Here is a 21,063-nt window from a genome sequence, read left to right as displayed (position 1 = left end):
CCGGGATCATTGCCCTTCACGCAGTCATTTGGTCATTTGACGCCGATCGATGACCGAGTCCACCAGACCGTATTCGGCAGCGCGTTCTGCGCTCATGAAATTGTCGCGGTTGGTGTCGCGTTCGATCGTTTCGAGCGACTGGCCGGTGTGGTGCGCCAGCAGTTCGTTCAGACGTTGACGGATGAACAGGATTTCCCGTGCGTGGATGTCGATGTCCGACGCCTGGCCCTGAAAACCGCCCAACGGCTGGTGAATCATGACCCGGGAGTTCGGCAGTGCGAAACGCTTGCCCTTGGCGCCACCGGCCAACAGGAAAGCGCCCATGCTGCAGGCCTGGCCCATGACGGTCGTGGAAACGTCAGGCTTGATGAACTGCATGGTGTCGTAGATCGCCATGCCCGCAGTCACCGAACCGCCTGGGGAGTTGATGTAAAGATGGATGTCCTTGTCCGGGTTTTCCGCTTCAAGGAACAGCAGCTGCGCCGAGATGAGGTTGGCCATGTAGTCTTCAACCGGACCGACCAGGAAGATGACGCGTTCCTTGAGCAGGCGGGAGTAGATGTCATAGGCGCGCTCGCCACGGGCGGACTGCTCGATAACCATCGGGACCAGGCCGCCAGCGGCCTGGATGTCAGAGTTCTGCTGAATATAAGAATTGCGGGACATGTCTCGCATTCACTCCCAAATAGTCATGTCTTGAATACGCATAAGCCAGCGCGAAGGCTGGCTTATGGTGTTTTCGAACGAGAGAAGGAAATCAGTCGGCTTGTGGAGCTTCAACCGGCTTGACTGCCTCTTCGTACGAGACCGCTTTATCGGTCACGCTCGCTTTCTGCAAAACAGTATCCACAACTTGTTCTTCCAGCACAACCGAACGAACTTCGTTCATTTGCTGTTCGTTCTTGTAGTACCAGGCCACAACCTGCTCTGGCTCCTGGTAAGCGGAAGCCATTTCCTGAATCAGCTCGCGAACGCGGGTGTCGTCAGGCTTGAGGTCGAACTGCTTGACGACTTCAGCCACGATCAGACCCAGTTCAACGCGGCGCTTGGCCTGCTCTTCGAACAGCTCTGCCGGCAGTTGGTCAGGCTTGATGTTGCCGCCGAACTGCTGAACAGCCTGGACGCGCAGGCGGTTCACTTCGTTTTCCAGCAGCGCTTTAGGCACTTCGATCGGGTTGGCGGCCAGCAGACCGTCCATTACCTGATTCTTGACCTTGGACTTGATGGCCTGACGCAGCTCGCGCTCCATGTTCTTGCGAACTTCGGTGCGGAAGCCTTCGATGTTGGTTTCCTTGATGCCGAACTGCTTGAAGAACGTTTCGTTCAGCTCAGGCAGGGTCGGTGCCGACACAGTGTTGACAGTGACGGTGAACTCGGCGGTTTTGCCAGCCAGCTCCAGATTCTGATAATCCTCTGGGAAGGTCAGGTTCAGAACGCGCTCTTCGCCGGCTTTAGCGCCAACCAGACCGTCTTCGAAACCCGGGATCATGCGACCCGAACCCAGCACCAGCTGAGTACCGGTGGCCGAACCGCCAGCGAACGCTTCACCGTCGATCTTGCCAACGAAGTCGATGTTCAGCTGGTCTTCGTTTTGCGCAGCGCGGTCGGCTACTTCGAAGCTGACATTCTGCTTGCGCAGGATTTCCAGCATGTTGTCCAGATCGGAATCAGCGACGTCAGCCGACAGACGCTCGACGGAAATGGAGTCGAAACCGGCAACGGTGAATTCAGGGAACACTTCGAAAGTAGCGATGTATTCGAGGTCCTTGCCCTTTTCGAAGGTTTTCGGCTCGACGGAAGGTGCGCCAGCCGGGTTCAGCTTTTGCTCGACGACGGCTTCGTAGAAGGTCGCCTGGATCAGGTCGCCCAGTGCGTCTTGACGAGCACCGTCTTCGTAACGCTGGCGGATCACGCTCATAGGCACTTTGCCTGGGCGGAAGCCCGGGATCTTGGCTTTACGTGCGGTCTGCTGCAGACGCTTGTTGACTTCAGTCTCGATGCGCTCAGCGGGCACGCCAATGGTCATGCGGCGCTCGAGAGCGGAAGTGTTTTCAACAGAAACTTGCATGGATATTCCTCGTTGCACAGACGTTAGCCGGCCGTTTCCGACCCCAGAATCAAGGGCAAGCATTCTAGTGGGTCAAACTCAAGAAGTCACCCTACTGAACAAGGGTAAATAAAGTGGCATGCAGCCCGGGAATCGCAGACGAATGTTTCAGCCCGCGCGAGGTGTCTGGAACGCACCTGATACGCCCCTATATAAAGGAAGCAAAAGGACGACCGAAACATGATCCAGTCCCTGGAAGCACACCGGACGAGCCCCGTGTCCTGGACCCATCAAGCTCGCACCGCGTTAAAAAGCAGTACGCTGAAACAAAAAAAGCCGCACAAGGCGGCCTTCTTTCATCCCTCAACACCCGAGGTGTTGCGAGACCTGTAACTGGTGCGGACGGAGAGACTCGAACTCTCACACCTTTCGGCGCTGGAACCTAAATCCAGTGTGTCTACCAATTCCACCACATCCGCGTTTTAAAGCGCTTAAAGCAAAGGCGCCAGATTATGAATCTGGCGCCTTTTCGAATATGGGGTGGACGAAGGGGATCGAACCCTCGACAACGGGAGTCACAATCCCGTGCTCTACCAACTGAGCTACGCCCACCATATTGCGTTGTAACCGACGCATTCAACTTGAATGCTACTTGTGCCAAAGCTGCCTAATGGCGCACCCGGCAGGACTCGAACCTGCGACCATCCGCTTAGAAGGCGGATGCTCTATCCAGCTGAGCTACGGGCACTTATTTCATTTGCCTTCGTAAGACTGCAAATTAAGAGCTTTCAATCACGCTGAGCAGATCTTAACTCTACCTGACTTATTCAACCTTTCGACCTGATTTGCCGCTTCCGGCTAATCCTGTGTGGGGTTGTGCCCGACAAGTGCGACGAATCTTATAGACGGCCCAAAAGGTCGTCAACACTTTTTTCAAAAAAATTCAGTTAATTAAAGGGGTTAGGTTATTAAGCGGACCAACCGTCTTTGCCCTTGGGTCAGGTCATGCGAGAATGCGCGCTCTTTTTCCCTCCCCTTCCGATGGTTAATCACGCGTAATGACTGCAAAACTAATAGACGGCAAAGCGATCGCAGCCAACCTGCGCCAGCAGATCGCCCAACGAGTCGCCCAGCGTCGCGAGCAAGGCCTGCGCACGCCGGGCCTCGCGGTGATTCTGGTCGGCAGCGACCCCGCCTCTCAGGTTTACGTCTCGCACAAACGCAAAGACTGCGAAGAGGTCGGCTTCATCTCCCAGGCCTATGACCTGCCCAGTGAAACCACCCAGACCGAACTGACCGATCTGATCGATCGTCTCAACGACGACCCGGCCATCGACGGCATCCTGCTGCAACTGCCGCTGCCCGAGCATCTGGAATCTTCCAGCCTCCTGGAGCGCATCCGCCCGGATAAAGACGTCGATGGCTTCCACCCCTACAACGTAGGGCGACTGGCCCAGCGCATTCCACTGCTGCGGCCCTGCACCCCCAAGGGCATCATGACCCTGCTGGAAAGCACCGGTGTCAACCTGTACGGCAAGGACGCGGTCGTGGTGGGCGCTTCCAACATCGTCGGTCGTCCGATGGCGATGGAGCTGCTGCTGGCGGGCTGCACCGTGACCGTGACCCATCGCTTCACTCAGGACCTGGCCGGACACGTGGGCCGTGCCGATCTGGTGGTCGTGGCGGCGGGCAAGCCCGGCCTGGTCAAGGGCGAGTGGATCAAGGAAGGCGCGATCGTTATCGACGTCGGCATCAACCGTCAGGATGACGGCAAGCTGGTGGGTGATGTGGTGTACGAGACCGCCCTGCCACGTGCCGGCTGGATCACGCCAGTGCCAGGCGGCGTTGGCCCTATGACCCGCGCCTGCCTGCTGGAAAACACACTGTACGCGGCAGAAACGCTGCACGGCTGATCATTCAAGCCGACGCATCAAGACGCGCACATGAAAACGGCACCCGAGGGTGCCGTTTTTTATGGGCTGAACGTGGAAGCGTGCAGCTTTACTTCTTGGCCGCTTCCCAGCTCTTCAAGAGGTCGGAGTAAGCGATGGTTTCGCCCTTCGGCTTCTCGTTGGCCAGTTTGCGCTGCGGTGCGAGGAAGGCACCGTTGCTCTTCTCGGCTTTGGTGTACCACTCTTCCGCCGAGGTTTCCGGGTTCATCTTCGGCGCGCAACCGCTTGGTTCCTGAACCTTGGAGCGCTCGATGCGGGTCATGATTGCATCCTGATCCTTGGCCAGACCGTCGAGGGCCGCCTGCGCGGTTTTCTCGCCGGTAACGGCTTCAGCCACATGACTCCACCACAGCTGTGCCAGCTTCGGATAGTCCGGAACGTTGGTGCCGGTTGGCGACCATTGCACGCGGGCCGGGCTGCGATAGAACTCGACCAGACCACCGAGTTTCGGCGCCAGGGCGGTCATCTCTTTGGAGTTGATGTCCGATTCACGAATCGGCGTCAGGCCCACGATGGTTTTCTTCAGCGAGACGGATTTCGACGTCACGAACTGCGCGTAAAGCCAGGCGGCCAGGCGTTTCTTCTCCTCGGTGGACTTGAGGAAGGTCCAGGAGCCCACGTCTTGGTAACCCAGCTTCATGCCCTCTTTCCAGTAAGGGCCTTTTGGCGATGGAGCCATGCGCCATTTCGGCGTGCCGTCGGCATTCATGACCGGCAGACCCGGCTTGGTCATGTCGGCGGTGAAAGCGGTGTACCAGAAGATCTGCTGAGCAACGTTACCCTGGGACGGCACCGGGCCGGACTCGGAGAACGTCATGCCTGCCGCTTCAGGCGGCGCGTAGGCCTTGAGCCAGTCGATGTACTTCTGAGTGGCGTACACAGCGGCCGGGCCGTTGGTGTCGCCGCCGCGGGTAATGCTCGAACCGACCGGGTGGCAGTCCTCTACGCGGATACCCCACTCGTCGACCGGAAGACCGTTCGGCAAGCCTTTGTCGCCGCTGCCGGCCATGGAGAACCAGGCATCGGTGAAGCGCCAGCCCAGGGACGGGTCTTTCTTGCCGTAGTCCATGTGACCGTAGACTTTCTTGCCGTCGAGTTCCTTGACGTCTTCGCTGAAGAACTTGGCAATGTCTTCATAGGCCGACCAGTTCACCGGAACGCCCAGCTCGTAGCCGTATTTGGCCTTGAATTTCTCTTTCAGGTCAGGACGCTCGAACCAGTCGGCGCGGAACCAGTAAAGGTTGGCAAACTGCTGGTCAGGCAGCTGATAGAGCTTGGCCGGCGTAACGACTTTGCCGGACGCGTCTTTGACTTCTGGCGACGTGGTGAACGAGGTGCCGATGAAGTCCTTGAGGTCGAGGGTCGGAGAAGTGACTTTCGCCCCTTCCGGGCTGGCCATCAGGTCTGTCAGAGACATCGCCTTGCCGTAGCGGAAGTGCGTACCGATCAGGTCGGAGTCGTTCACCCAGCCGTCATAGATACTCTGGTTGGACTGCATGGCGGTCTGCAGTTTCTCGATCACGTCGCCTTCCTGCAGCAGGTCGTGGGTGACCTTGATGCCGGTGATTTCGGTGAACGCCTTGGCCAGGGTTTTGGATTCGTATTCATGGGTGGTCAAGGTTTCGGACACCACCTTGATGTCCATGCCGCGGAACGGCTCGGCGGCCTTGATGAACCACTCCAGTTCCTTGAGCTTCTCGGCATCGGAGAGCGTGCTCGGCTTGAACTCGCTGTCGGCCCATTTCTTCGCCGCATCCTCGTACTGATCGGCCCAAGCCGACACGCTCAAGCCACTGAGCATTACCATCGTCGCTACCGTCACACTATGTCGCAGCTTGTTTTTCTTATTGAACATAGACACCTCTTGTGTTGATTCTTATGTGATCCCGCGTTTCAACCTTCGTCATTCGTTCGCGGCACAAGCGCGTCTGCGCTTGCACCGTCAAAACCTTTCAACCCCAACGCATCACCACCAACAGCCAGACCAGGGACAACCCGGAGGCCACCCAGATATCCCAGCTCGTCGCGCCGATGACCAGCAGATGCAGGTAAGCGCTTCCGAGCAGGCCGATGAACAGACGATCGCCGCGCGTGGTGGCAATCGGCAGAAAACCGCGACGCTCAATACTCGCCGAACGCAGTTCCCAGGCCGTCATCGCCACCAGAATCGCGGCGATGGACGCAAAGAAAATAGCAGTTGGCAGGGTCCAGGACATCCACTCCATTTTTCGACTCCTCAGACACGACCAAGAGCAAAGCCCTTGACCACGTGATTACGAACGAACCAGATCACCAGCATGCCCGGCAGAATGGTCAACACCCCCGCCGCTGCCAGCACCCCCCAATCGATCCCCGACGCTGAAACGGTACGGGTCATGACCGCCGCGATCGGCTTGGCATTGACCGAGGTGAGCGTGCGCGCCAGCAACAATTCGACCCAGGAGAACATGAAGCAGAAGAACGCCGTGACACCGATGCCCGAGCCGATCAGCGGGATGAAAATCTTGCCGAAGAACTTGGGAAAGCTGTAGCCATCGATGTAAGCCGTTTCGTCAATCTCCTTGGGAACCCCGGACATGAACCCTTCCAGAATCCACACCGCCAGCGGCACGTTGAACAAACAATGCGCCAACGCTACCGCAATGTGCGTGTCGAACAGGCCGATGGACGAGTACAGCTGGAAGAATGGCAGCAGGAAAACCGCCGGTGGCGCCATCCGGTTGGTCAGGAGCCAGAAGAACAGGTGTTTGTCGCCGAGGAAACGATAGCGTGAAAACGCGTAGGCCGCAGGCAATGCGACGCTCAGCGATATCACCATATTCAGGCAGACGTAGTACAGCGAGTTGATGTAGCCGCTGTACCAGCTTTCGTCGGTGAAGATCACCTTGTAGTTCGCCAGCGTGAAGTCCTGTGGGAACAGGGTCAGACCGCCGAGGATTTCGGTGTTGGTCTTGAACGACATGTTGACCAGCCAGTAGATCGGCACCAGCAGAAACAGCAGGTAGATCCACAGCGGTATGAGCTTTTTGAACGACACTTTCTCGCGCTTGTTCATGGGCGCTCCTCAGTTCTTTTCGCTGTGGGTCATGGCGGTGTAGAACACCCACGACACCAACAGAATGATCAGGAAATACACCAGCGAGAATGCCGCCGCAGGGCCCAGGTCGAACTGGCCGAGGGCCATGGTCGTCAGGGTCTGGCTGAGGAAGGTCGTGGAGTTGCCCGGACCGCCACCGGTAAGCACGAACGGCTCGGTGTAGATCATGAAGCTGTCCATGAAGCGCAGCATCACGGCGATGAGCAGCACGCTTTTCATCTTCGGCAGCTGGATGTGTCGGAACACGGCCCAGTTGGACGCCCGATCGATTCGTGCCGCCTGGTAGTACACGTCCGGAATGGCGCGCAGCCCCGAATAGCACAGCAACGCCACCAGTGAGGTCCAGTGCCAGACGTCGATGACCAGCACGGTCACCCAGGCGTCCGACGCATTGGCCGCGTAGTTGTAGCTGATGCCCAGCACGTCGTTGAGGACCCAGCCCAGCAGGCCGATGTCGCCACGGCCGAAGATCTGCCAGATGGTGCCGACCACGTTGAAGGGAATCAGCAACGGAATGGTCATGACGATCAGGCACAGCGACGACCAGCGACCCTTGGTCGGCATGGTCAGGGCGATGCCGATGCCCAGCGGGATTTCGATCAGCAATACGCAGCCGGAGTAGATGAACTGGCGCAGCAGCGAGTCATGCAGGCGCGGGTCCTGCAGCACCTGGCGGAACCAGTCGGCGCCGACGAAGTAGCGGCTGGACTGGTCGAAGATGTCCTGCACCGAATAGTTGACCACGGTCATCATCGGAATGATGGCGCTGAACGCCACCAGCAGGAACACCGGCAGCACCAGCCACCAGGCCTTGTTGTTTTGCACTTTAGTCATGGGACACCTCGCTGGCCGGCAGTGTGTTCGTGGCGGCCTCCAGCAGAAATTCATCGGCGTAGAGCATCAGCCATTGCGCCGGGAAACTGATCCAGGCCTGGCCCTGGGGCACCGGCTTGTCTTCCTGCAGGCGCACTTTCAGCGACTGGCCGGCCAGGTTGACGGTGATGATCTTGTAGGTCCCCAGGTCCTCGACATAGGTCACCTCGGCCTGCATGGCGTCGTCGTTGGGGCTGTCCCAGACGTGTACGAACTCGGGGCGAATCCCGACTTTCAGCGTGCTCCACTGAGTCGATGCAAGGCGCTGCTGCAGCGCATCGGGCAACGGCAGGTGAATGCCGCCAAAGCCCACGCCACCGGCTTCAGGCTTGACCTCGATGAGGTTCATGCCGGGGCTGCCGATGAAGTAGCCGACGAAGGTGTGGTGCGGCTTTTCAAACAGTTCACGCGGGGTGCCGAACTGCACGATCTGGCCGCCGTACATCACCGCGATCTTGTCGGCGAAGGTGGAGGCCTCCAACTGATCGTGGGTGACGTAAACCATGGTGATGTTGAACTGCTCGTGAATCTGCTTGAGCTTGCGGCGCAGTTTCCACTTCAGGTGCGGGTCGATCACGGTCAGCGGTTCGTCGAACAGAATTGCCGACACGTCATCGCGGACCAGTCCGCGGCCCATGGAGACTTTCTGTTTTTCGTCAGCGGTGAGGCCTTTGGCTTTCTTGCTCAACAACGGCTGCAGATCCAGCACGTCGGCGATTTCCTGCACCTTGATCTTCACTTTCGCTTCCGGCATGCCCTGATTGCGCAGCGGAAACGCGAGGTTGTCGTACACCGTCATGGTGTCGTAGACCACCGGAAACTGGAAAACCTGAGCGATGTTGCGCTCCTCCGGCGACATGTCGTTGACCACCGTGGTGTCGAACATGACCTTGCCTTCAGACGGGCTGAGCAGGCCGGAGATGATATTGAGCAGGGTCGATTTGCCGCAGCCGGACGGGCCGAGCAAGGCATACGCGCCGCCCTGCTCCCAGATGTGGGTCATTTCCCGGATGGCATAGTCTTCAGGGCCGGTCGGATTGGCGCTGTAGCTGTGCGCGAGTTTTTGCAAGCGGATCTCGGCCATCAGGCAACCCTCGCCATGCGCAGGCCCGGCGCCTGAATCAGGCCGCCCTGCTGATCGAATACGAACAGTTTGTGAGTCGGGATGTACACGCGAATCGGCGTGTCCACGTCGTACTCGTGGACGCCCGGCAGATGCAGCACCAGCGAGAAATGCTCGTTGCGCACGTGCAGGAAGGTTTCCGAACCGCTGATCTCGGCGAGTTCGACGGTGACCGCCAGCTCAAGATCGTCGTCGTTGGACGGCACCAGGCTCAGGTGGCTCGGCCGCACGCCGAAGCGGTACTCGCCGTCACCGATGCTGCGCAGGTCAACGTTTAGCGGGAAGTGCACGAAATTGGCGAAGCTGACTTCGTTGCCTTCGATACGGCCGGGCATCAGGTTGATCGGCGGCTCGGAGAACAATTCGGCGGCCAGCACGGTTTTCGGCTGGTGATACACCTCGGGCGTGCGGCCGCTCTGGATCACGCGGCCTTCGTGCAGAATCGTGGTGGTCCCGCCGAGCGCCAGCGCTTCGTTCGGCTCGGTGGTGGCGTAAATGGCGATGGTGTTGCGCGTTTCGAACAGCTGGCGCATTTCCTGACGCAGCTCTTCGCGCAGCTTGTAGTCGAGGTTGACCAGCGGCTCATCGAACAGAATCAGCTCGGCGTCTTTGACCAGCGCCCGCGCCATGGCCGTGCGCTGCTGCTGACCGCCGGACAATTCGAGGGGGTGACGGCTGAGGAATTTCTCGATGCGCAGCATCTTCGCGGTTTCGCGGACGCGTCGGTCGATTTCGTCTTTCGACATCTTGGCCTGGCGCAGCGGCGAGGCGATGTTGTCGTAGACGGTCATGCTCGGATAGTTGATGAACTGCTGATAAACCATCGAGACATTGCGATGACGCACCGCGACCTGGGTGACATCTTTGCCATTCATCAGTATCCGGCCGCTGTCTGGCTTGTCCAGACCGGCCATCAAGCGCATCAGGCTGGTTTTGCCTGATAAGGTGCGCCCCAGCAATACGTTGAATGAGCCGGGTTCAAAGCTCAGCGAAGCATCGTCGATCCAGATCTGACCGTCGACGGCGCGGCTGACGTGCTCAAGCGTGAGAGACATGGCGTGCCCTTTTTATTTGTTTTGTTCGGGGTGTTGCGTGTATGCCGTATGGCAGGTCGTGACATCCGTTGACCGATTGTGCTGACCGATTGTTGGATAGCGACAATCGTGCCAACCGGCCCGCTCAGGCGCTTTCTGGCTGGGATACGCGGACTAGAGCGGTTGCGACAATTTGCCGCACAGACCGGCATTCGTTGATGAACGTAAATGAACAGGAAATGCTGAACACCTGAACAAAATGAACATTGACTTTGAACAATCCTGAACAACAATGGGTGGACGTTTTCGAGCAGGGATGCTCTGCCTAACGGCATCTCGACAACAATAAATAAAAGTACTCGGACGGAGCCATTTCATGGCCACAGCAGGCGCATCCCCCAGCCACGACACGATCATTCAGGACTCGTGGGCCCGTTGCCGCGAGTTCGGCCTCGACCACCAGTCACGCCCGTCCTTCGGTCGCCTGCCCGATCAGCAGGTTTCGCAGCTGCTCGAGCGCCATCATTCCCTGGTGCAGACCACCCATCAGCAGGTGCTCCCCTTCTACGAGAACATCCTGAGCAATTCCAATTGCCTGATCCTGCTCGCCGATCAGCAGGGCCAGGTGCTCAATTCCTGGGGCAACAAGCGCTTCGTCGAGCCGGATCAACAGCCGGGTTTCGTCGCCGGCGCCAGCTGGCTGGAGCAAAGCGCCGGCACCAATGCCATCGGCACTGCGCTGGCCTGTGAACAGGCTGTTCACATTGAACACGATGAACACTTTCTCAAGGCCAACCGTTTCATGACCGGGTCGGCGGCGCCGATTTTCGATGCGTCGCGGCGGATGATCGCGGTGCTCGATGTGTCCAGCGACAGCTTCCTGCCGCCTTCCCACACCCTTGGGATGGTCAAGATGATGAGCCAGACCATCGAAAACCGGCTGATCCTCGACCAGTTCCAGCACAGCCATTTTCAACTGGTGTTCAACACCGGCCTGAACAACCTCGACAGCCAGTGGGCCGGCCTGCTGGTGTTCGATGAAAGCGGCCGTGTGCTCTGCGCCAACCGCCGCGCCGACACCCTGCTGGGCGTCAGCCTGCTCAACGCCAACATCGAGAACCTGTTCAAAGCGCCGGTTGCCGATCTGCTTGACCAAATGGAAGGCCAGCCCTTCCCGCTCCAGGCGTCGGGCCACAACCGTTTCCATTGCGTGCTGAAGCGGCCGAAAGCACCGGTGCTCAAGCTCAGAACGGTGCCTGTGCAGGTGCCGATTCTGTCCCGCCCACTCGCGGTCGGTGTCATTGAGCCCGGCATGGGTGACGAGCGGGTCGAGAAAGCCGCGCGTCAGGGTCAGCGATTGCTGGAGAAGAACGTCCCGCTGTTGATTCTTGGCGAGACGGGTGTGGGCAAGGAAGTGTTCGTCAAGGCCCTGCACCGCGCCAGCTCCCGCGCCGATCAGCCCATGATTGCCGTGAACTGCGCGGCCATCCCGTCGGAGCTGGTCGAGGCTGAATTGTTTGGCTATGAAAAAGGCGCGTTCACCGGCGCTCACCATAAAGGCAGCATCGGGCTGATCCGCAAGGCGGACAAAGGCACGCTGTTTCTCGACGAGATCGGCGACATGCCGCTGCCGGTTCAAGCGCGTCTGTTGCGGGTGTTGCAGGAACGGTGTGTGCAGCCGGTTGGCAGCAGCGAGTTGTACCCGGTGGATATTCGGGTGATTTCCGCCACTCACTGCTCATTGCGCGAACATGTGCAGAACGGACGGTTTCGTCAGGATTTGTACTACCGCATCAGCGGCCTGAACCTGGAGTTGCCGCCGTTGCGGGATCGCAGCGACAAGCCCGCGCTGGTCCGTGCCATCTGGGAACAGCATCGCGAACCGCAGCAGACAGCAGGCTTTGAGCCACAGGTGATGGAGTTGTTCGAACGGCACCCGTGGCCGGGCAACCTGCGGCAGTTGAGCAACGTGATTCAGGTGGCGTTGGCGCTGGCCGATGATCAACCCATTTCCACGGAGCATCTGCCGGAAGACTTTTTTGCCGACCTGGCGATGGGCTGCGAGCGCGTCGAACCCGAGACAGTGTTCAACCGCAAGGCAGCGCTGGACACGCCGGAAGAGCTGAGTGAGTTGCTGCAGGCGGCCGGCGGGAATATCTCGCAGTTGGCGAAACGCCTGGGGGTGAGCCGGAATACGCTGTACAAGCGGCTGAGGGAACAGGGGTTTTGAAGGCTTAGATGGTTCCCACGCTCCGCGTGGTAACCCGCCGATGACGCTCCGCGCCAAATTAGACGCGGAGTGTCAGACGAGGTATTCCCACGCGGGGGGGGGTCACCGCAATCAGCACAGAATTGTAACGGTGGCTTGGGCAAGAAGAATTATATGGCTATATTTGGCCAATATTTCCGAATGCGAGCATACGTCATGATTATCGTCCCTCTCGGTGAGGCCAAGGACAATCTGTCAAAACTGGTAGATGACGCTGCGGCGGGCCAGACTATCACGATCGCCAAACATGGTCGCGCAATGGCGCGCCTCGTCCCGATCGGGCGGCCCACCGGTAAACGCATCGGTGCTATGAAAGGTATTCTTCAACTACCGGACGACTTCGGTGCGCCGCTTTCTGACTCTGTGCTGGATGATTTCGAAGGCAGTCGCCCATGAGGATACTGCTGGATACTCATATTCTTCTGTGGGCTCTGACTGACGACCCGAAGCTTTCTCCCAAAGCAAAAAAACTGATCGAAACCGCTACTGAGGTTTACATCAGCGCCGCCACGTTTTGGGAGATGTCGATAAAGATTGGCTTGGGGAAACTAACGGCTGATCTTGAGGAGATTCGCGAATACTGCCGAGACAGCGGCTTTATCGAGCTCCCTGTCAGCGTTGAACATGCAATCGCAGTCAAAGATCTGGAACACCATCATCGCGACCCATTCGATAGGCTAATCGTTGCTGCCGCCATCACTGAACCGATGAAGCTAATTACGTCAGACGCGATGGTTGCTAAGTACACGTCGCTCGCAGTGCTGGCTTGAGGCGCCCAAGCGCGAACGGCAGCAGGCCAGTAGAAATCAACAATTTGCCAAACGACCTTCGGGACGCTGATCGTTCCCACGCTCCGCGTGGTAACCCCGCCCAAGACGCTCCGCGTCAACGAAGACGCGGAGCGTCTGGCGAGGCATTCCCACGCGGAGCGTAGGAACGATCAAGGATAGGCGTTTACCGAGGGTTGCCGATCAATCCGCCAAACGCCAGGTGGTGCTGCCTTTGCTGTCTTCCAGCGCCACGCCCATGGCGGTGAGCTGATCGCGGATGCGGTCGGACTCAGCCCAGTTCTTTTCGGCGCGTGCCTGCAGGCGTGCGGCGATCAAGGCTTCGACTTCGGCAGCATCCACCCGCCCTTCGGCGCCGGCGCGCAGGAAGTCATCGGCTTCCAGCTGCAACACGCCCAACACGCTGGCCAGCTCCTTCAAACGTGCCGCCAGGCCTGCCGCTGCGTTGACATCACTGTCGCGCAGGCGGTTGATCTCGCGAACCATCTCGAACAGCACGGCGCACGCTTCCGGGGTCCCGAAGTCGTCGTTCATGGCAGTCGAAAAACGCTCGACGTACGCCTCGCCCCCCGCAGGCTCAGCGACCGGCAGGCCTTTGAGCGCGTGGTAGAACCGCTCCAGCGCGCCTTTCGATTCTTTCAGGCTGTCTTCGGAATAGTTGATCGCGCTGCGGTAGTGGCTCGACACCAGCAGGTAACGCACCACTTCCGGGTGGTATTTATCCAGCACGTCGCGGATGGTGAAAAAGTTGTTCAAGGACTTGGACATCTTCTCGCCATTGATGCGGATCATGCCGCAGTGCAACCAGGCGTTTGCGTAGGTCTTGCCGGTCGCGGCTTCGCTCTGGGCAATCTCGTTTTCGTGGTGCGGGAATTCCAGATCGCTGCCGCCGCCATGGATGTCGAAGGTCTCACCCAGGCAGCAGGTGGACATCACCGAGCACTCGATGTGCCAGCCCGGACGTCCTGCACCCCACGGCGATTCCCAGCTAGGCTCGCCCGGCTTGACGCCTTTCCACAGCACGAAATCCAGCGGGTCGTCCTTGGCTTCGTCGACTTCGATGCGAGCGCCGATGCGCAGGTCTTCGATCTTCTTGCGCGACAGCTTGCCGTAGCCCAGGAATTTGCCAACGCGGTAGTACACGTCGCCATTGCCCGGTGCGTAGGCATAGCCCTTGTCGATCAGGCGCTGGATCATGTCGTGCATGCCGCCGATGTAATCGGTCGCGCGTGGTTCCATGTCCGGCTTGAGGATGTTCAGGCGCGCTTCGTCCTCGTGCATCGCGTCAATCATGCGCGCGGTCAGGGCATCGAACGCCTCGCCGTCTTCACGGGCGCGGTTGATGATCTTGTCGTCGATGTCGGTGATGTTGCGCACGTAGGTCAGGTCGTAGCCGCTGAAACGCAGCCAGCGGGTGACGACGTCGAACGCCACCATGCTGCGGCCGTGGCCCAGGTGGCAGTAGTCGTACACGGTCATCCCGCAGACGTACATGCGCACCTTGTTGCCATCCAGCGGCTTGAAGACTTCTTTGCTCTTGCTGAGCGTGTTGTAGATAGAAAGCACGTTGCCTACCTTAGCTCCACGAATCGCGGAGCGTCACAGTCCGGTTAAAGACCGGATGACCGGGTTTCGAGTCCTTCAGATCCGCGCTGAAATAGCCTTCGCGTTCGAACTGGAAACGGTCTTCCGGCTGAGCGTCAGCCAGCGACGGTTCAGCGCGACAACCGGTCAGGACCTGCAAGGAGCCTGGGTTGATGTTGTCCAGGAAGGTCTTGCCCTCTTCTGCTTTCTCAGGGTTTGCCGACAGGAACAGACGGTCGTACAGACGCACTTCGCACTCGATGCTTTCCGCTGCCGGCACCCAGTGCACAACGCCTTTGACCTTGCGGCCTTCAGGGTTCTTGCCCAGGGTTTCCGGGTCGTAGGAGCAACGCAGCTCGACGATGTTGCCGTCGGCGTCCTTGATCGCTTCGTCGGCGCGAATCACGTAGCTGCCACGCAGGCGCACTTCGCCGTTCGGTTCCAGGCGCTTGTAGCCCTTCGGCGGCTCTTCCATGAAGTCTTCACGGTCGATGTAGATCTCGCGGGAGAACGGCAGCTTGCGCACGCCGAGTTCTTCCTTCTGCGGATGGCGCGGCAGTTCGAGGTGGTCGACCTGGCCTTCCGGGTAGTTGGTGATCACGACTTTCAACGGACGCAGCACGCACATGGCGCGCGGGGCGTTGTGGTCCAGGTCCTGACGGATGCTGAACTCCAGCATGCCGAAATCGACCACGCCGTCGGAGCGGTTGGTGCCGATCATTTCGCAGAAATTGCGGATCGACACCGGGGTGTAGCCGCGACGGCGGAAGCCTGACAGCGTCGACATGCGCGGATCGTCCCAGCCCTGCACGTGCTTTTCATCGACCAGTTGTTTGAGCTTGCGCTTGCTGGTGATGGTGTAGTTCAGGTTCAGGCGCGAGAACTCGTACTGACGCGGCTTGCACGGCACCGGCAGATTGTCGAGGAACCACTCATAGAGCGGGCGATGGCTCTCGAATTCCAGGGTGCAGATCGAATGGGTGATGCCTTCGATGGCGTCAGACTGACCGTGGGTGAAATCGTAGATCGGGTAGATGCACCACTTGTCACCGGTCTGGTGGTGGTGCGCGTGACGAATGCGGTAGAGGATCGGATCACGCAGGTTCATGTTCGGCGAAGCCATGTCGATCTTGGCACGCAGGACGCGGGCGCCGTCTTCGAACTCGCCGGCTTTCATGCGGCCGAACAGGTCAAGGTTTTCTTCGACGCTGCGATCGCGGAACGGGCTGTTCTTGCCCGGCTCGGTCAGGGTGCCGCGGTATTCGCGAGCTTGTTCGGGGGTCAGGTCATCGACGTAGGCCTTGCCCGCTTCGATGAGATGGACCGCCCAGGCGTACAGCTGGTCGAAGTACTGCGAGGCATAACGCACTTCGCCGGACCACTCGAAGCCCAGCCATTTGACGTCGCTTTCAATGGCGTCGATGTATTCCTGGTCTTCCTTCGCCGGGTTGGTGTCGTCAAAGCGCAGATGCGTAACGCCACCGAATTCCTGAGCCAGACCGAAGTTGACGCAGATCGACTTGGCATGACCGATGTGCAGGTAGCCGTTGGGCTCCGGCGGGAAGCGGGTCACGATCTGGGTGTGCTTGCCCGAGTCCAGGTCAGCCTGCACGATCGGGCGCAGGAAGTTGGTTGGAATTGCAGGGCCTGCCTTGGAATTCGCAGCGGCATCTTGAGTGGGCTTGCTCATAGGATCCTTGTACGGGTCGCGGCCAGGAAGGCCGGTTAAATCAAAGCGCCTATCATAGCCGAAGCTGTCAAGCCCCTGACAGCGCGCTGTGACAAAACTGCCGAGATGGGCCTGCGCTCAGCGAGAACCGCCGGCGCAATCGCAACTACCCGAGCAGCGGCTACCCTCTGTAAACTGCGCGCCTGGTGTGCATCAGCGGCACTGGCCTCGCATCTCGATGGCCGACTGCCGCGATCACTGCCTCTCACCACGACTTCAAAGAGCGAGCTGACCATGTCGAAAGTAAAGCTGACCACCAACCACGGTGAAATCGTTCTGCAACTGAACGCAGAAAAGGCGCCGCTGACCGTCGCCAACTTCATCGAATACGTCAAAGCCGGCCACTACGAAAACACCGTGTTTCACCGCGTGATCGGTAATTTCATGATCCAGGGCGGCGGCTTCGAACCGGGCATGAAAGAGAAGAAAGACAAGCGCCCGAGCATACAGAACGAAGCCGACAACGGTCTGCCGAACAAGAAATATTCGGTGTCCATGGCCCGCACCATGGAGCCCCATTCAGCCTCGGCGCAATTCTTCATCAACGTCGCCGACAACGACTTCCTCAACCACAGCGCCAAGACCGTACAGGGCTGGGGTTACGCCGTGTTCGCCGAGGTGGTCGAAGGCACTGAGGTGGTCGACAAGATCAAAGGCGTCGCCACCACGTCCAAGGCGGGTCATCAAGACGTGCCGGCTGACGACGTGATCATCGAGAAAGCCGAGATCGTTGAGTGATATTGCTGATCTCCGATTTGCACCTGGAAGAAGGACGCCCGGACATTACCCGGGCGTTTCTCGGCCTGCTGAACGGCCGCGCGCGCAACGCTGAGTCGCTGTACATCCTTGGGGATTTTTTCGAGGCCTGGATCGGCGATGACGCCATGTCGCCCTTTCAGCGCTCGATCTGCCAGGCGCTGCGCGCGTTAAGCGACAGCGGCACCCGGGTGTTCCTGATGCACGGCAATCGCGACTTCATGATCGACAAGGCGTTCTGCAAAGCGGCGGGCTGCACGCTGCTCAAGGACCCAAGCGTCGTACATTTCAACGGCCAGCCGGTGCTGTTGATGCACGGCGACAGCCTGTGTACCCGGGACGAAGCCTACATGCGTATGCGCCGTTACCTGCGCCATCCGCTGACGCTGTGGGTGCTTCGTCATCTACCGTTGAGCACCCGGCACAAGTTGGCGCGCAAGCTGCGCAGCGAAAGCCGTGCGCAGACACGAATGAAGGCCAACGACATTGTCGATGTGACGCCGGACGAAGTGCCGCAGGTGATGACCGAGTCTGGCGTGGAGACGCTGATTCACGGTCACACCCACCGGCCTGCGGTTCACGACGTGCAGCTGGGTGAGACCACGGCGCAGCGCATTGTGCTGGGGGATTGGGACCGCGAGGGGTGGTTGCTGCAGATCGATGAATCGGGCTTTCATCTGGAGTCGTTTGCGTTTGAGCCAGAGCCGGGTTTGGCGAATGAGCAGGGCGACCTGCGGCCCTAAACGCAGCCTCGTTGCCGGGCACTAAACCTGTAGGAGCGTGGCTTGTCCCGCGATCTGGCGCGCAGCGGCAGTGAACCGGTAAAACGCGATGCACCTGATACACCGCATTCGCAGTTTTACGACCGGTTCCCGGCCGATCGCGGGACAAGCCACGCTCCTACAGTCTGCGCCCGATAGCTGTGATCAATGCCCTCCCCCGGGCGCAGCCTTGGCGGTAAACGGTGGCTTGGCCAGCCAGATGATCAGGATCAGCGACAGGAAGATCCAGCCCATCATGTAGAAATAGTCCACCGTCGACATCATGTAGGCCTGACTGGTGACCATCGAATCAAGCTGCGCGTAGGCCTGGTTGCTCGCCCCGCCCAGGGTCTCCAGCGCATGCCGCGTTGTCGGCTCGTAAGCGTTCACGTTTTCGCTCAGATACGCATGATGCTGATTGGCGCGGCGGATCCAGATCCAGGTGGTCAATGACGCCGCGAAGCTGCCGCCAAGGTTACGCAGGAACGTCGCCAGCCCCGAGCCGTCGGCAATCTGCGACGGCGGCAGGTCCGACAGCAGAATGCTCAAGGTCGGCATGAAGAACAGCGCCACGCCTGCCCCCATGAACAACTGCACCAGAGCGATGTGGGTGAAATCCACCTGACTGGTGAAATCCGCACGCATGAAGCAGCTCAGGCCGATCGCCAGAAACGCCAGACCGGCCAACAGACGCAAGTCGAACTTATGCGCGTAGCGACCCACAAAGGGCGACATCAACACCGGCAGCACCCCGAGCGGTGCTACTGCCAGCCCGGCATAGGTGGCCGTATAGCCCATCTGCGTTTGCAGCCATTGCGGCAGAATCAGGTTGATACCGAAAAACCCCGCATAACCGCCCACCAGGCAGATCGTCCCGAAGCGAAAGTTGCGGAACGCAAACAGCCGAAGATTGACGACCGGATGGTCATCGGTCATTTCCCAGATCACGAACGCCACCAGGCCAATGGCTGAAATCACCGAGCCAATGATGATGAAGTTCGACTCGAACCAGTCCAGGTCATTGCCTTTGTCGAGCACGATCTGCAGCGCACCCACACCAATGATCAACGTGATCAAGCCCACATAATCCATGGGCTGGCGACTGGTGCTGACCGGACGTGTGGCCATTTGCTGACGCACCACGAACGCCGCGAACAGACCGATTGGCACGTTGATGAAGAAGATCCACGGCCAGCTATAACTGTCGGTGATCCAGCCGCCGAGAATCGGGCCGGCGATCGGCGCCACAACGGTGACCATCGCCAGCAGTGCCAGTGCCATCCCCCGTTTCGCCGGGGGATAGACCGCGATCAGCAGGGTCTGGGTCATCGGGTACAACGGTCCAGCGACCATGCCCTGCACGACCCGAAAGCCCACCAGTTCGGGCATCGACGTGGATATGCCGCAGAGGAACGAAGCCATCACGAACAGCAGCGTGGCCCACAGAAACAGCTTCACTTCACCGAAGCGTCGACTGAGCCAGCCGGTCAGCGGCAGCGCGATGGCGTTACTGACCGCGAACGAGGTGATGACCCACGTGCCCTGCTCCGAACTCACGCCGAGGTTGCCGGAGATGGTCGGCAAGGCCACGTTGGCGATGGTCGTGTCGAGCACTTGCATGAAAGTCGCCAGCGACAGGCCGATGGTGGTCAGCAACAGGCTTGGCGGCGTAAAAGAAGCGGGAGCGTTAGTACTCATCGCGAATCCCTTGACACTCGAAGATCACCCCGGCCGGCTGAAGCGGGCCGGGGCAGATGGATTGGCGAATCAGCGCTGGGCCGTCTTGCCGCTGGTTGACGCGCTGTTCTCGTGGATCACGCGGGCAATCATCGTGTCGGCATCGGCCAGTTGCTTGGCGTAGACATCGGTGGTGAACAGCGGCTGCTTCGGCGGTTGCTGCGCCAGCACCGGACCGCTCTGGTCATGCAGGTTCACGTCAACGGTGGTCGACAGACCGATGCGCAGCGGGTGCCTGGCCAGTTCATCGGCGTTGATGCGAACCCGCACCGGCACACGCTGGACGATCTTGATCCAGTTACCGGTGGCGTTTTGCGCAGGCAGCAAGGCAAACGCACTGCCGGTGCCGGCGCCGACGCTGTCCACGGTGCCGCTGTACTTGACGTCGCCGCCATACAGGTCGGCTTCGATGTCCACCGGCTGGCCGATGCGCATCTGGCCGAGCTGGGTTTCCTTGAAGTTGGCGTCGATCCACAGCTGGTCGAGGGGAATCACGGCCATCAGCGCAGTGCCCGGCTGAACCCGCTGGCCCAGTTGCACGGTGCGCTTGGCAACATAACCGGTGACCGGGGCGATCAGCGTGCTGCGCGCGTTGCTCAGGTAGGCCTGACGCAGTTGCGCGGCAGCCGATTTGACGTCCGGGTGCGAAGAGACCTGGGTGTCATCCACCAGCGCGCTGCTGGTTGCCAGTTGCTGCTGGATGTTGGTCAACGCGTTCTGCGCAGTGGTCAGGTCATCCTTGGCGTGGGACAGCTCTTCCTGAGAAATTGCCCCGCCCGCCGCCAGACTGCGACGACGGTTGTAGTTGTCCTGGGCTCTCTGCACTTCGGCGCGCTGGGCCGCCAGTTGCGCTTTCATGCCGTCGACGTTGCTGTACAGACCGCGCACCTGACGCACTACTTTTGCCAGATTGGCTTCGGCACTTTGCAGCGCCACTTCGGCGTCATTCGGGTCGAACTGCACCAGCACCTGACCTTCGCGGACCAGATCGCCGTCGTCGGCGCCGATGCTCACCACGGTGCCGGTGACTTGCGGGGTGATCTCCACGACGTTGCCGTTGACGTAGGCATCGTCGGTGCTCTCGCTCCATCGGCCGTACATTTCGTACCAGGCCCAGACACCCACCGCACCGAGCACCACGACCAGCAGCAGGCCAAGGAACAGCAGCTTGCGCTTGCGCGGGTTCTTGGCCGGTTTGGTCTGCTCGGCGCCTTTGTCGCCGCCTTTGTCAGCGCTGTTGTCGGGCGCCGATGCGTTGGCGTCCTTTTGTTCGTTTGCAGGATTGTTGTCGGTAGTGGCAGTGGCCATGACGA

18 protein-coding genes and 3 tRNA genes are annotated in these 21,063 nt (G+C 59.6%); 6 read left to right on the top strand and 15 right to left on the bottom strand.

From position 1 onward, the window contains the following. Positions 1-24: 24 nt before the first annotated feature. The 5 genes from clpP to SLW74_RS14450 all read right to left on the bottom strand — a co-directional run bounded on the left by clpP (position 25) and on the right by SLW74_RS14450 (position 2,795). On the bottom strand, positions 25-666 hold the full coding sequence (clpP, locus tag SLW74_RS14470; protein ID WP_065986441.1) for an ATP-dependent Clp endopeptidase proteolytic subunit ClpP: 642 nt from the start codon (positions 664-666) through the stop codon (positions 25-27). A gap of 91 nt (positions 667-757) precedes the next feature. Then, positions 758-2,068 (bottom strand): trigger factor, encoded by a 1,311-nt coding sequence (gene tig, locus SLW74_RS14465; RefSeq protein WP_065986439.1) that lies wholly within the window; start codon positions 2,066-2,068, stop codon positions 758-760. A 373-nt stretch (positions 2,069-2,441) separates the two neighbouring features. Further along, positions 2,442-2,526 (bottom strand) — tRNA-Leu (locus tag SLW74_RS14460). A 57-nt stretch (positions 2,527-2,583) separates the two neighbouring features. Next, positions 2,584-2,659 (bottom strand) — tRNA-His (locus SLW74_RS14455). Positions 2,660-2,718: 59 nt separating this feature from the next. Next, positions 2,719-2,795, bottom strand: a tRNA-Arg gene (locus SLW74_RS14450). Between the two features lie 310 nt (positions 2,796-3,105). Between SLW74_RS14450 and folD the strand changes: the two genes are divergently transcribed. Then, positions 3,106-3,960, top strand: coding sequence for a bifunctional methylenetetrahydrofolate dehydrogenase/methenyltetrahydrofolate cyclohydrolase FolD (gene folD, locus SLW74_RS14445; protein ID WP_065986438.1), 855 nt, complete (start codon positions 3,106-3,108; stop codon positions 3,958-3,960). 88 nt (positions 3,961-4,048) lie between these two features. Here the strand turns inward: folD and SLW74_RS14440 are convergent, their stop codons facing one another. From SLW74_RS14440 to SLW74_RS14415, 6 genes are all read right to left on the bottom strand, one after another. Continuing rightward, positions 4,049-5,854, bottom strand: coding sequence for an ABC transporter substrate-binding protein (locus SLW74_RS14440; RefSeq protein WP_065986437.1), 1,806 nt, complete (start codon positions 5,852-5,854; stop codon positions 4,049-4,051). Between the two features lie 97 nt (positions 5,855-5,951). Further along, positions 5,952-6,224, bottom strand: coding sequence for a DUF2160 domain-containing protein (locus SLW74_RS14435; protein WP_065986436.1), 273 nt, complete (start codon positions 6,222-6,224; stop codon positions 5,952-5,954). Between the two features lie 11 nt (positions 6,225-6,235). Continuing rightward, the gene (locus tag SLW74_RS14430; RefSeq protein WP_074892149.1) at positions 6,236-7,036 is read right to left on the bottom strand and encodes a carbohydrate ABC transporter permease; all 801 of its coding nucleotides are present in this window, start codon (positions 7,034-7,036) and stop codon (positions 6,236-6,238) included. 27 nt (positions 7,037-7,063) lie between these two features. After that, positions 7,064-7,930, bottom strand: coding sequence for a carbohydrate ABC transporter permease (locus tag SLW74_RS14425; protein WP_192134653.1), 867 nt, complete (start codon positions 7,928-7,930; stop codon positions 7,064-7,066). After that, positions 7,923-9,053, bottom strand: a complete 1,131-nt coding sequence (locus SLW74_RS14420; protein ID WP_065986432.1) for an ABC transporter ATP-binding protein — start codon at positions 9,051-9,053, stop codon at positions 7,923-7,925. The genes SLW74_RS14425 and SLW74_RS14420 overlap by 8 nt, the downstream gene beginning before the upstream one ends. Then, complete coding sequence (locus tag SLW74_RS14415; RefSeq protein ID WP_065986430.1) at positions 9,053-10,147, bottom strand: ABC transporter ATP-binding protein; 1,095 nt, start codon at positions 10,145-10,147, stop codon at positions 9,053-9,055. Before SLW74_RS14415 ends, SLW74_RS14420 begins: the two co-directional genes overlap by 1 nt. A 355-nt stretch (positions 10,148-10,502) precedes the next feature. On the opposite strand from SLW74_RS14415, the gene SLW74_RS14410 reads away from it, so the two are divergent. The 3 genes from SLW74_RS14410 to SLW74_RS14400 all read left to right on the top strand — a co-directional run bounded on the left by SLW74_RS14410 (position 10,503) and on the right by SLW74_RS14400 (position 13,165). Then, a complete protein-coding gene (locus SLW74_RS14410; protein WP_410929292.1) occupies positions 10,503-12,356 on the top strand; it encodes a sigma-54-dependent Fis family transcriptional regulator in 1,854 nt (617 codons plus the stop codon). Positions 12,357-12,551: 195 nt separating this feature from the next. Then, the gene (locus tag SLW74_RS14405; protein ID WP_410929291.1) at positions 12,552-12,791 is read left to right on the top strand and encodes a type II toxin-antitoxin system Phd/YefM family antitoxin; all 240 of its coding nucleotides are present in this window, start codon (positions 12,552-12,554) and stop codon (positions 12,789-12,791) included. Beyond that, positions 12,788-13,165 carry a type II toxin-antitoxin system VapC family toxin gene (locus SLW74_RS14400; protein WP_065986426.1) on the top strand — a complete coding sequence of 126 codons (378 nt, stop codon included), beginning with the start codon at positions 12,788-12,790 and terminating at the stop codon, positions 13,163-13,165. The genes SLW74_RS14405 and SLW74_RS14400 overlap by 4 nt, the downstream gene beginning before the upstream one ends. Before the next feature lie 201 nt (positions 13,166-13,366). On the opposite strand, the gene cysS is transcribed toward SLW74_RS14400, so the two are convergent. Both cysS and SLW74_RS14390 read right to left on the bottom strand, forming a co-directional pair. After that, on the bottom strand, positions 13,367-14,749 hold the full coding sequence (cysS, locus tag SLW74_RS14395) for a cysteine--tRNA ligase (protein WP_410929290.1): 1,383 nt from the start codon (positions 14,747-14,749) through the stop codon (positions 13,367-13,369). A gap of 10 nt (positions 14,750-14,759) precedes the next feature. Continuing rightward, the gene (locus tag SLW74_RS14390) at positions 14,760-16,457 is read right to left on the bottom strand and encodes a glutamine--tRNA ligase/YqeY domain fusion protein (protein ID WP_410929289.1); all 1,698 of its coding nucleotides are present in this window, start codon (positions 16,455-16,457) and stop codon (positions 14,760-14,762) included. A 273-nt stretch (positions 16,458-16,730) separates the two neighbouring features. Here SLW74_RS14390 and SLW74_RS14385 point away from each other — a divergent pair, with 273 nt between their 5' ends. Next, the gene (locus SLW74_RS14385) at positions 16,731-17,234 is read left to right on the top strand and encodes a peptidylprolyl isomerase (protein ID WP_065986423.1); all 504 of its coding nucleotides are present in this window, start codon (positions 16,731-16,733) and stop codon (positions 17,232-17,234) included. Continuing rightward, positions 17,231-17,995: a UDP-2,3-diacylglucosamine diphosphatase gene (locus tag SLW74_RS14380; protein WP_410929288.1), complete on the top strand. Its 765-nt coding sequence runs from the start codon at positions 17,231-17,233 to the stop codon at positions 17,993-17,995. Before SLW74_RS14385 ends, SLW74_RS14380 begins: the two co-directional genes overlap by 4 nt. Positions 17,996-18,178: 183 nt before the next feature. On the opposite strand, the gene SLW74_RS14375 is transcribed toward SLW74_RS14380, so the two are convergent. Then, positions 18,179-19,711, bottom strand: coding sequence for a DHA2 family efflux MFS transporter permease subunit (locus SLW74_RS14375; RefSeq protein WP_065986421.1), 1,533 nt, complete (start codon positions 19,709-19,711; stop codon positions 18,179-18,181). Positions 19,712-19,780: 69 nt separating this feature from the next. Continuing rightward, a complete protein-coding gene (locus SLW74_RS14370) occupies positions 19,781-21,058 on the bottom strand; it encodes an HlyD family efflux transporter periplasmic adaptor subunit (RefSeq protein ID WP_410929287.1) in 1,278 nt (425 codons plus the stop codon). Between the last annotated feature and the right edge of the window lie 5 nt (positions 21,059-21,063).

The organism is Pseudomonas sp. W5-36 (assembly GCF_046540455.1).
In the GTDB taxonomy this organism is placed as follows: domain Bacteria; phylum Pseudomonadota; class Gammaproteobacteria; order Pseudomonadales; family Pseudomonadaceae; genus Aquipseudomonas; species Aquipseudomonas graminis_B.
This window is presented reverse-complemented; position numbering and strand designations above follow the sequence as displayed.

What these genes read in the sequence shown, in the direction of transcription:
- SLW74_RS14420 (WP_065986432.1), bottom strand. Translation starts at nt 9,053, where the DNA reads ATGGCCGAGATCCGCTTGCAAAAACTCGCGCACAGCTACAGCGCCAAT.
- clpP (WP_065986441.1), bottom strand. Translation starts at nt 666, where the DNA reads ATGTCCCGCAATTCTTATATTCAGCAGAACTCTGACATCCAGGCCGCT.
- SLW74_RS14375 (WP_065986421.1), bottom strand. Translation starts at nt 19,711, where the DNA reads ATGAGTACTAACGCTCCCGCTTCTTTTACGCCGCCAAGCCTGTTGCTG.
- SLW74_RS14370 (WP_410929287.1), bottom strand. Translation starts at nt 21,058, where the DNA reads ATGGCCACTGCCACTACCGACAACAATCCTGCAAACGAACAAAAGGAC.
- SLW74_RS14415 (WP_065986430.1), bottom strand. Translation starts at nt 10,147, where the DNA reads ATGTCTCTCACGCTTGAGCACGTCAGCCGCGCCGTCGACGGTCAGATC.
- folD (WP_065986438.1), top strand. Translation starts at nt 3,106, where the DNA reads ATGACTGCAAAACTAATAGACGGCAAAGCGATCGCAGCCAACCTGCGC.
- SLW74_RS14385 (WP_065986423.1), top strand. Translation starts at nt 16,731, where the DNA reads ATGTCGAAAGTAAAGCTGACCACCAACCACGGTGAAATCGTTCTGCAA.
- SLW74_RS14435 (WP_065986436.1), bottom strand. Translation starts at nt 6,224, where the DNA reads ATGGAGTGGATGTCCTGGACCCTGCCAACTGCTATTTTCTTTGCGTCC.
- tig (WP_065986439.1), bottom strand. Translation starts at nt 2,068, where the DNA reads ATGCAAGTTTCTGTTGAAAACACTTCCGCTCTCGAGCGCCGCATGACC.
- SLW74_RS14400 (WP_065986426.1), top strand. Translation starts at nt 12,788, where the DNA reads ATGAGGATACTGCTGGATACTCATATTCTTCTGTGGGCTCTGACTGAC.
- SLW74_RS14425 (WP_192134653.1), bottom strand. Translation starts at nt 7,930, where the DNA reads ATGACTAAAGTGCAAAACAACAAGGCCTGGTGGCTGGTGCTGCCGGTG.
- SLW74_RS14390 (WP_410929289.1), bottom strand. Translation starts at nt 16,457, where the DNA reads ATGAGCAAGCCCACTCAAGATGCCGCTGCGAATTCCAAGGCAGGCCCT.
- SLW74_RS14405 (WP_410929291.1), top strand. Translation starts at nt 12,552, where the DNA reads ATGATTATCGTCCCTCTCGGTGAGGCCAAGGACAATCTGTCAAAACTG.
- SLW74_RS14440 (WP_065986437.1), bottom strand. Translation starts at nt 5,854, where the DNA reads ATGTTCAATAAGAAAAACAAGCTGCGACATAGTGTGACGGTAGCGACG.
- SLW74_RS14410 (WP_410929292.1), top strand. Translation starts at nt 10,503, where the DNA reads ATGGCCACAGCAGGCGCATCCCCCAGCCACGACACGATCATTCAGGAC.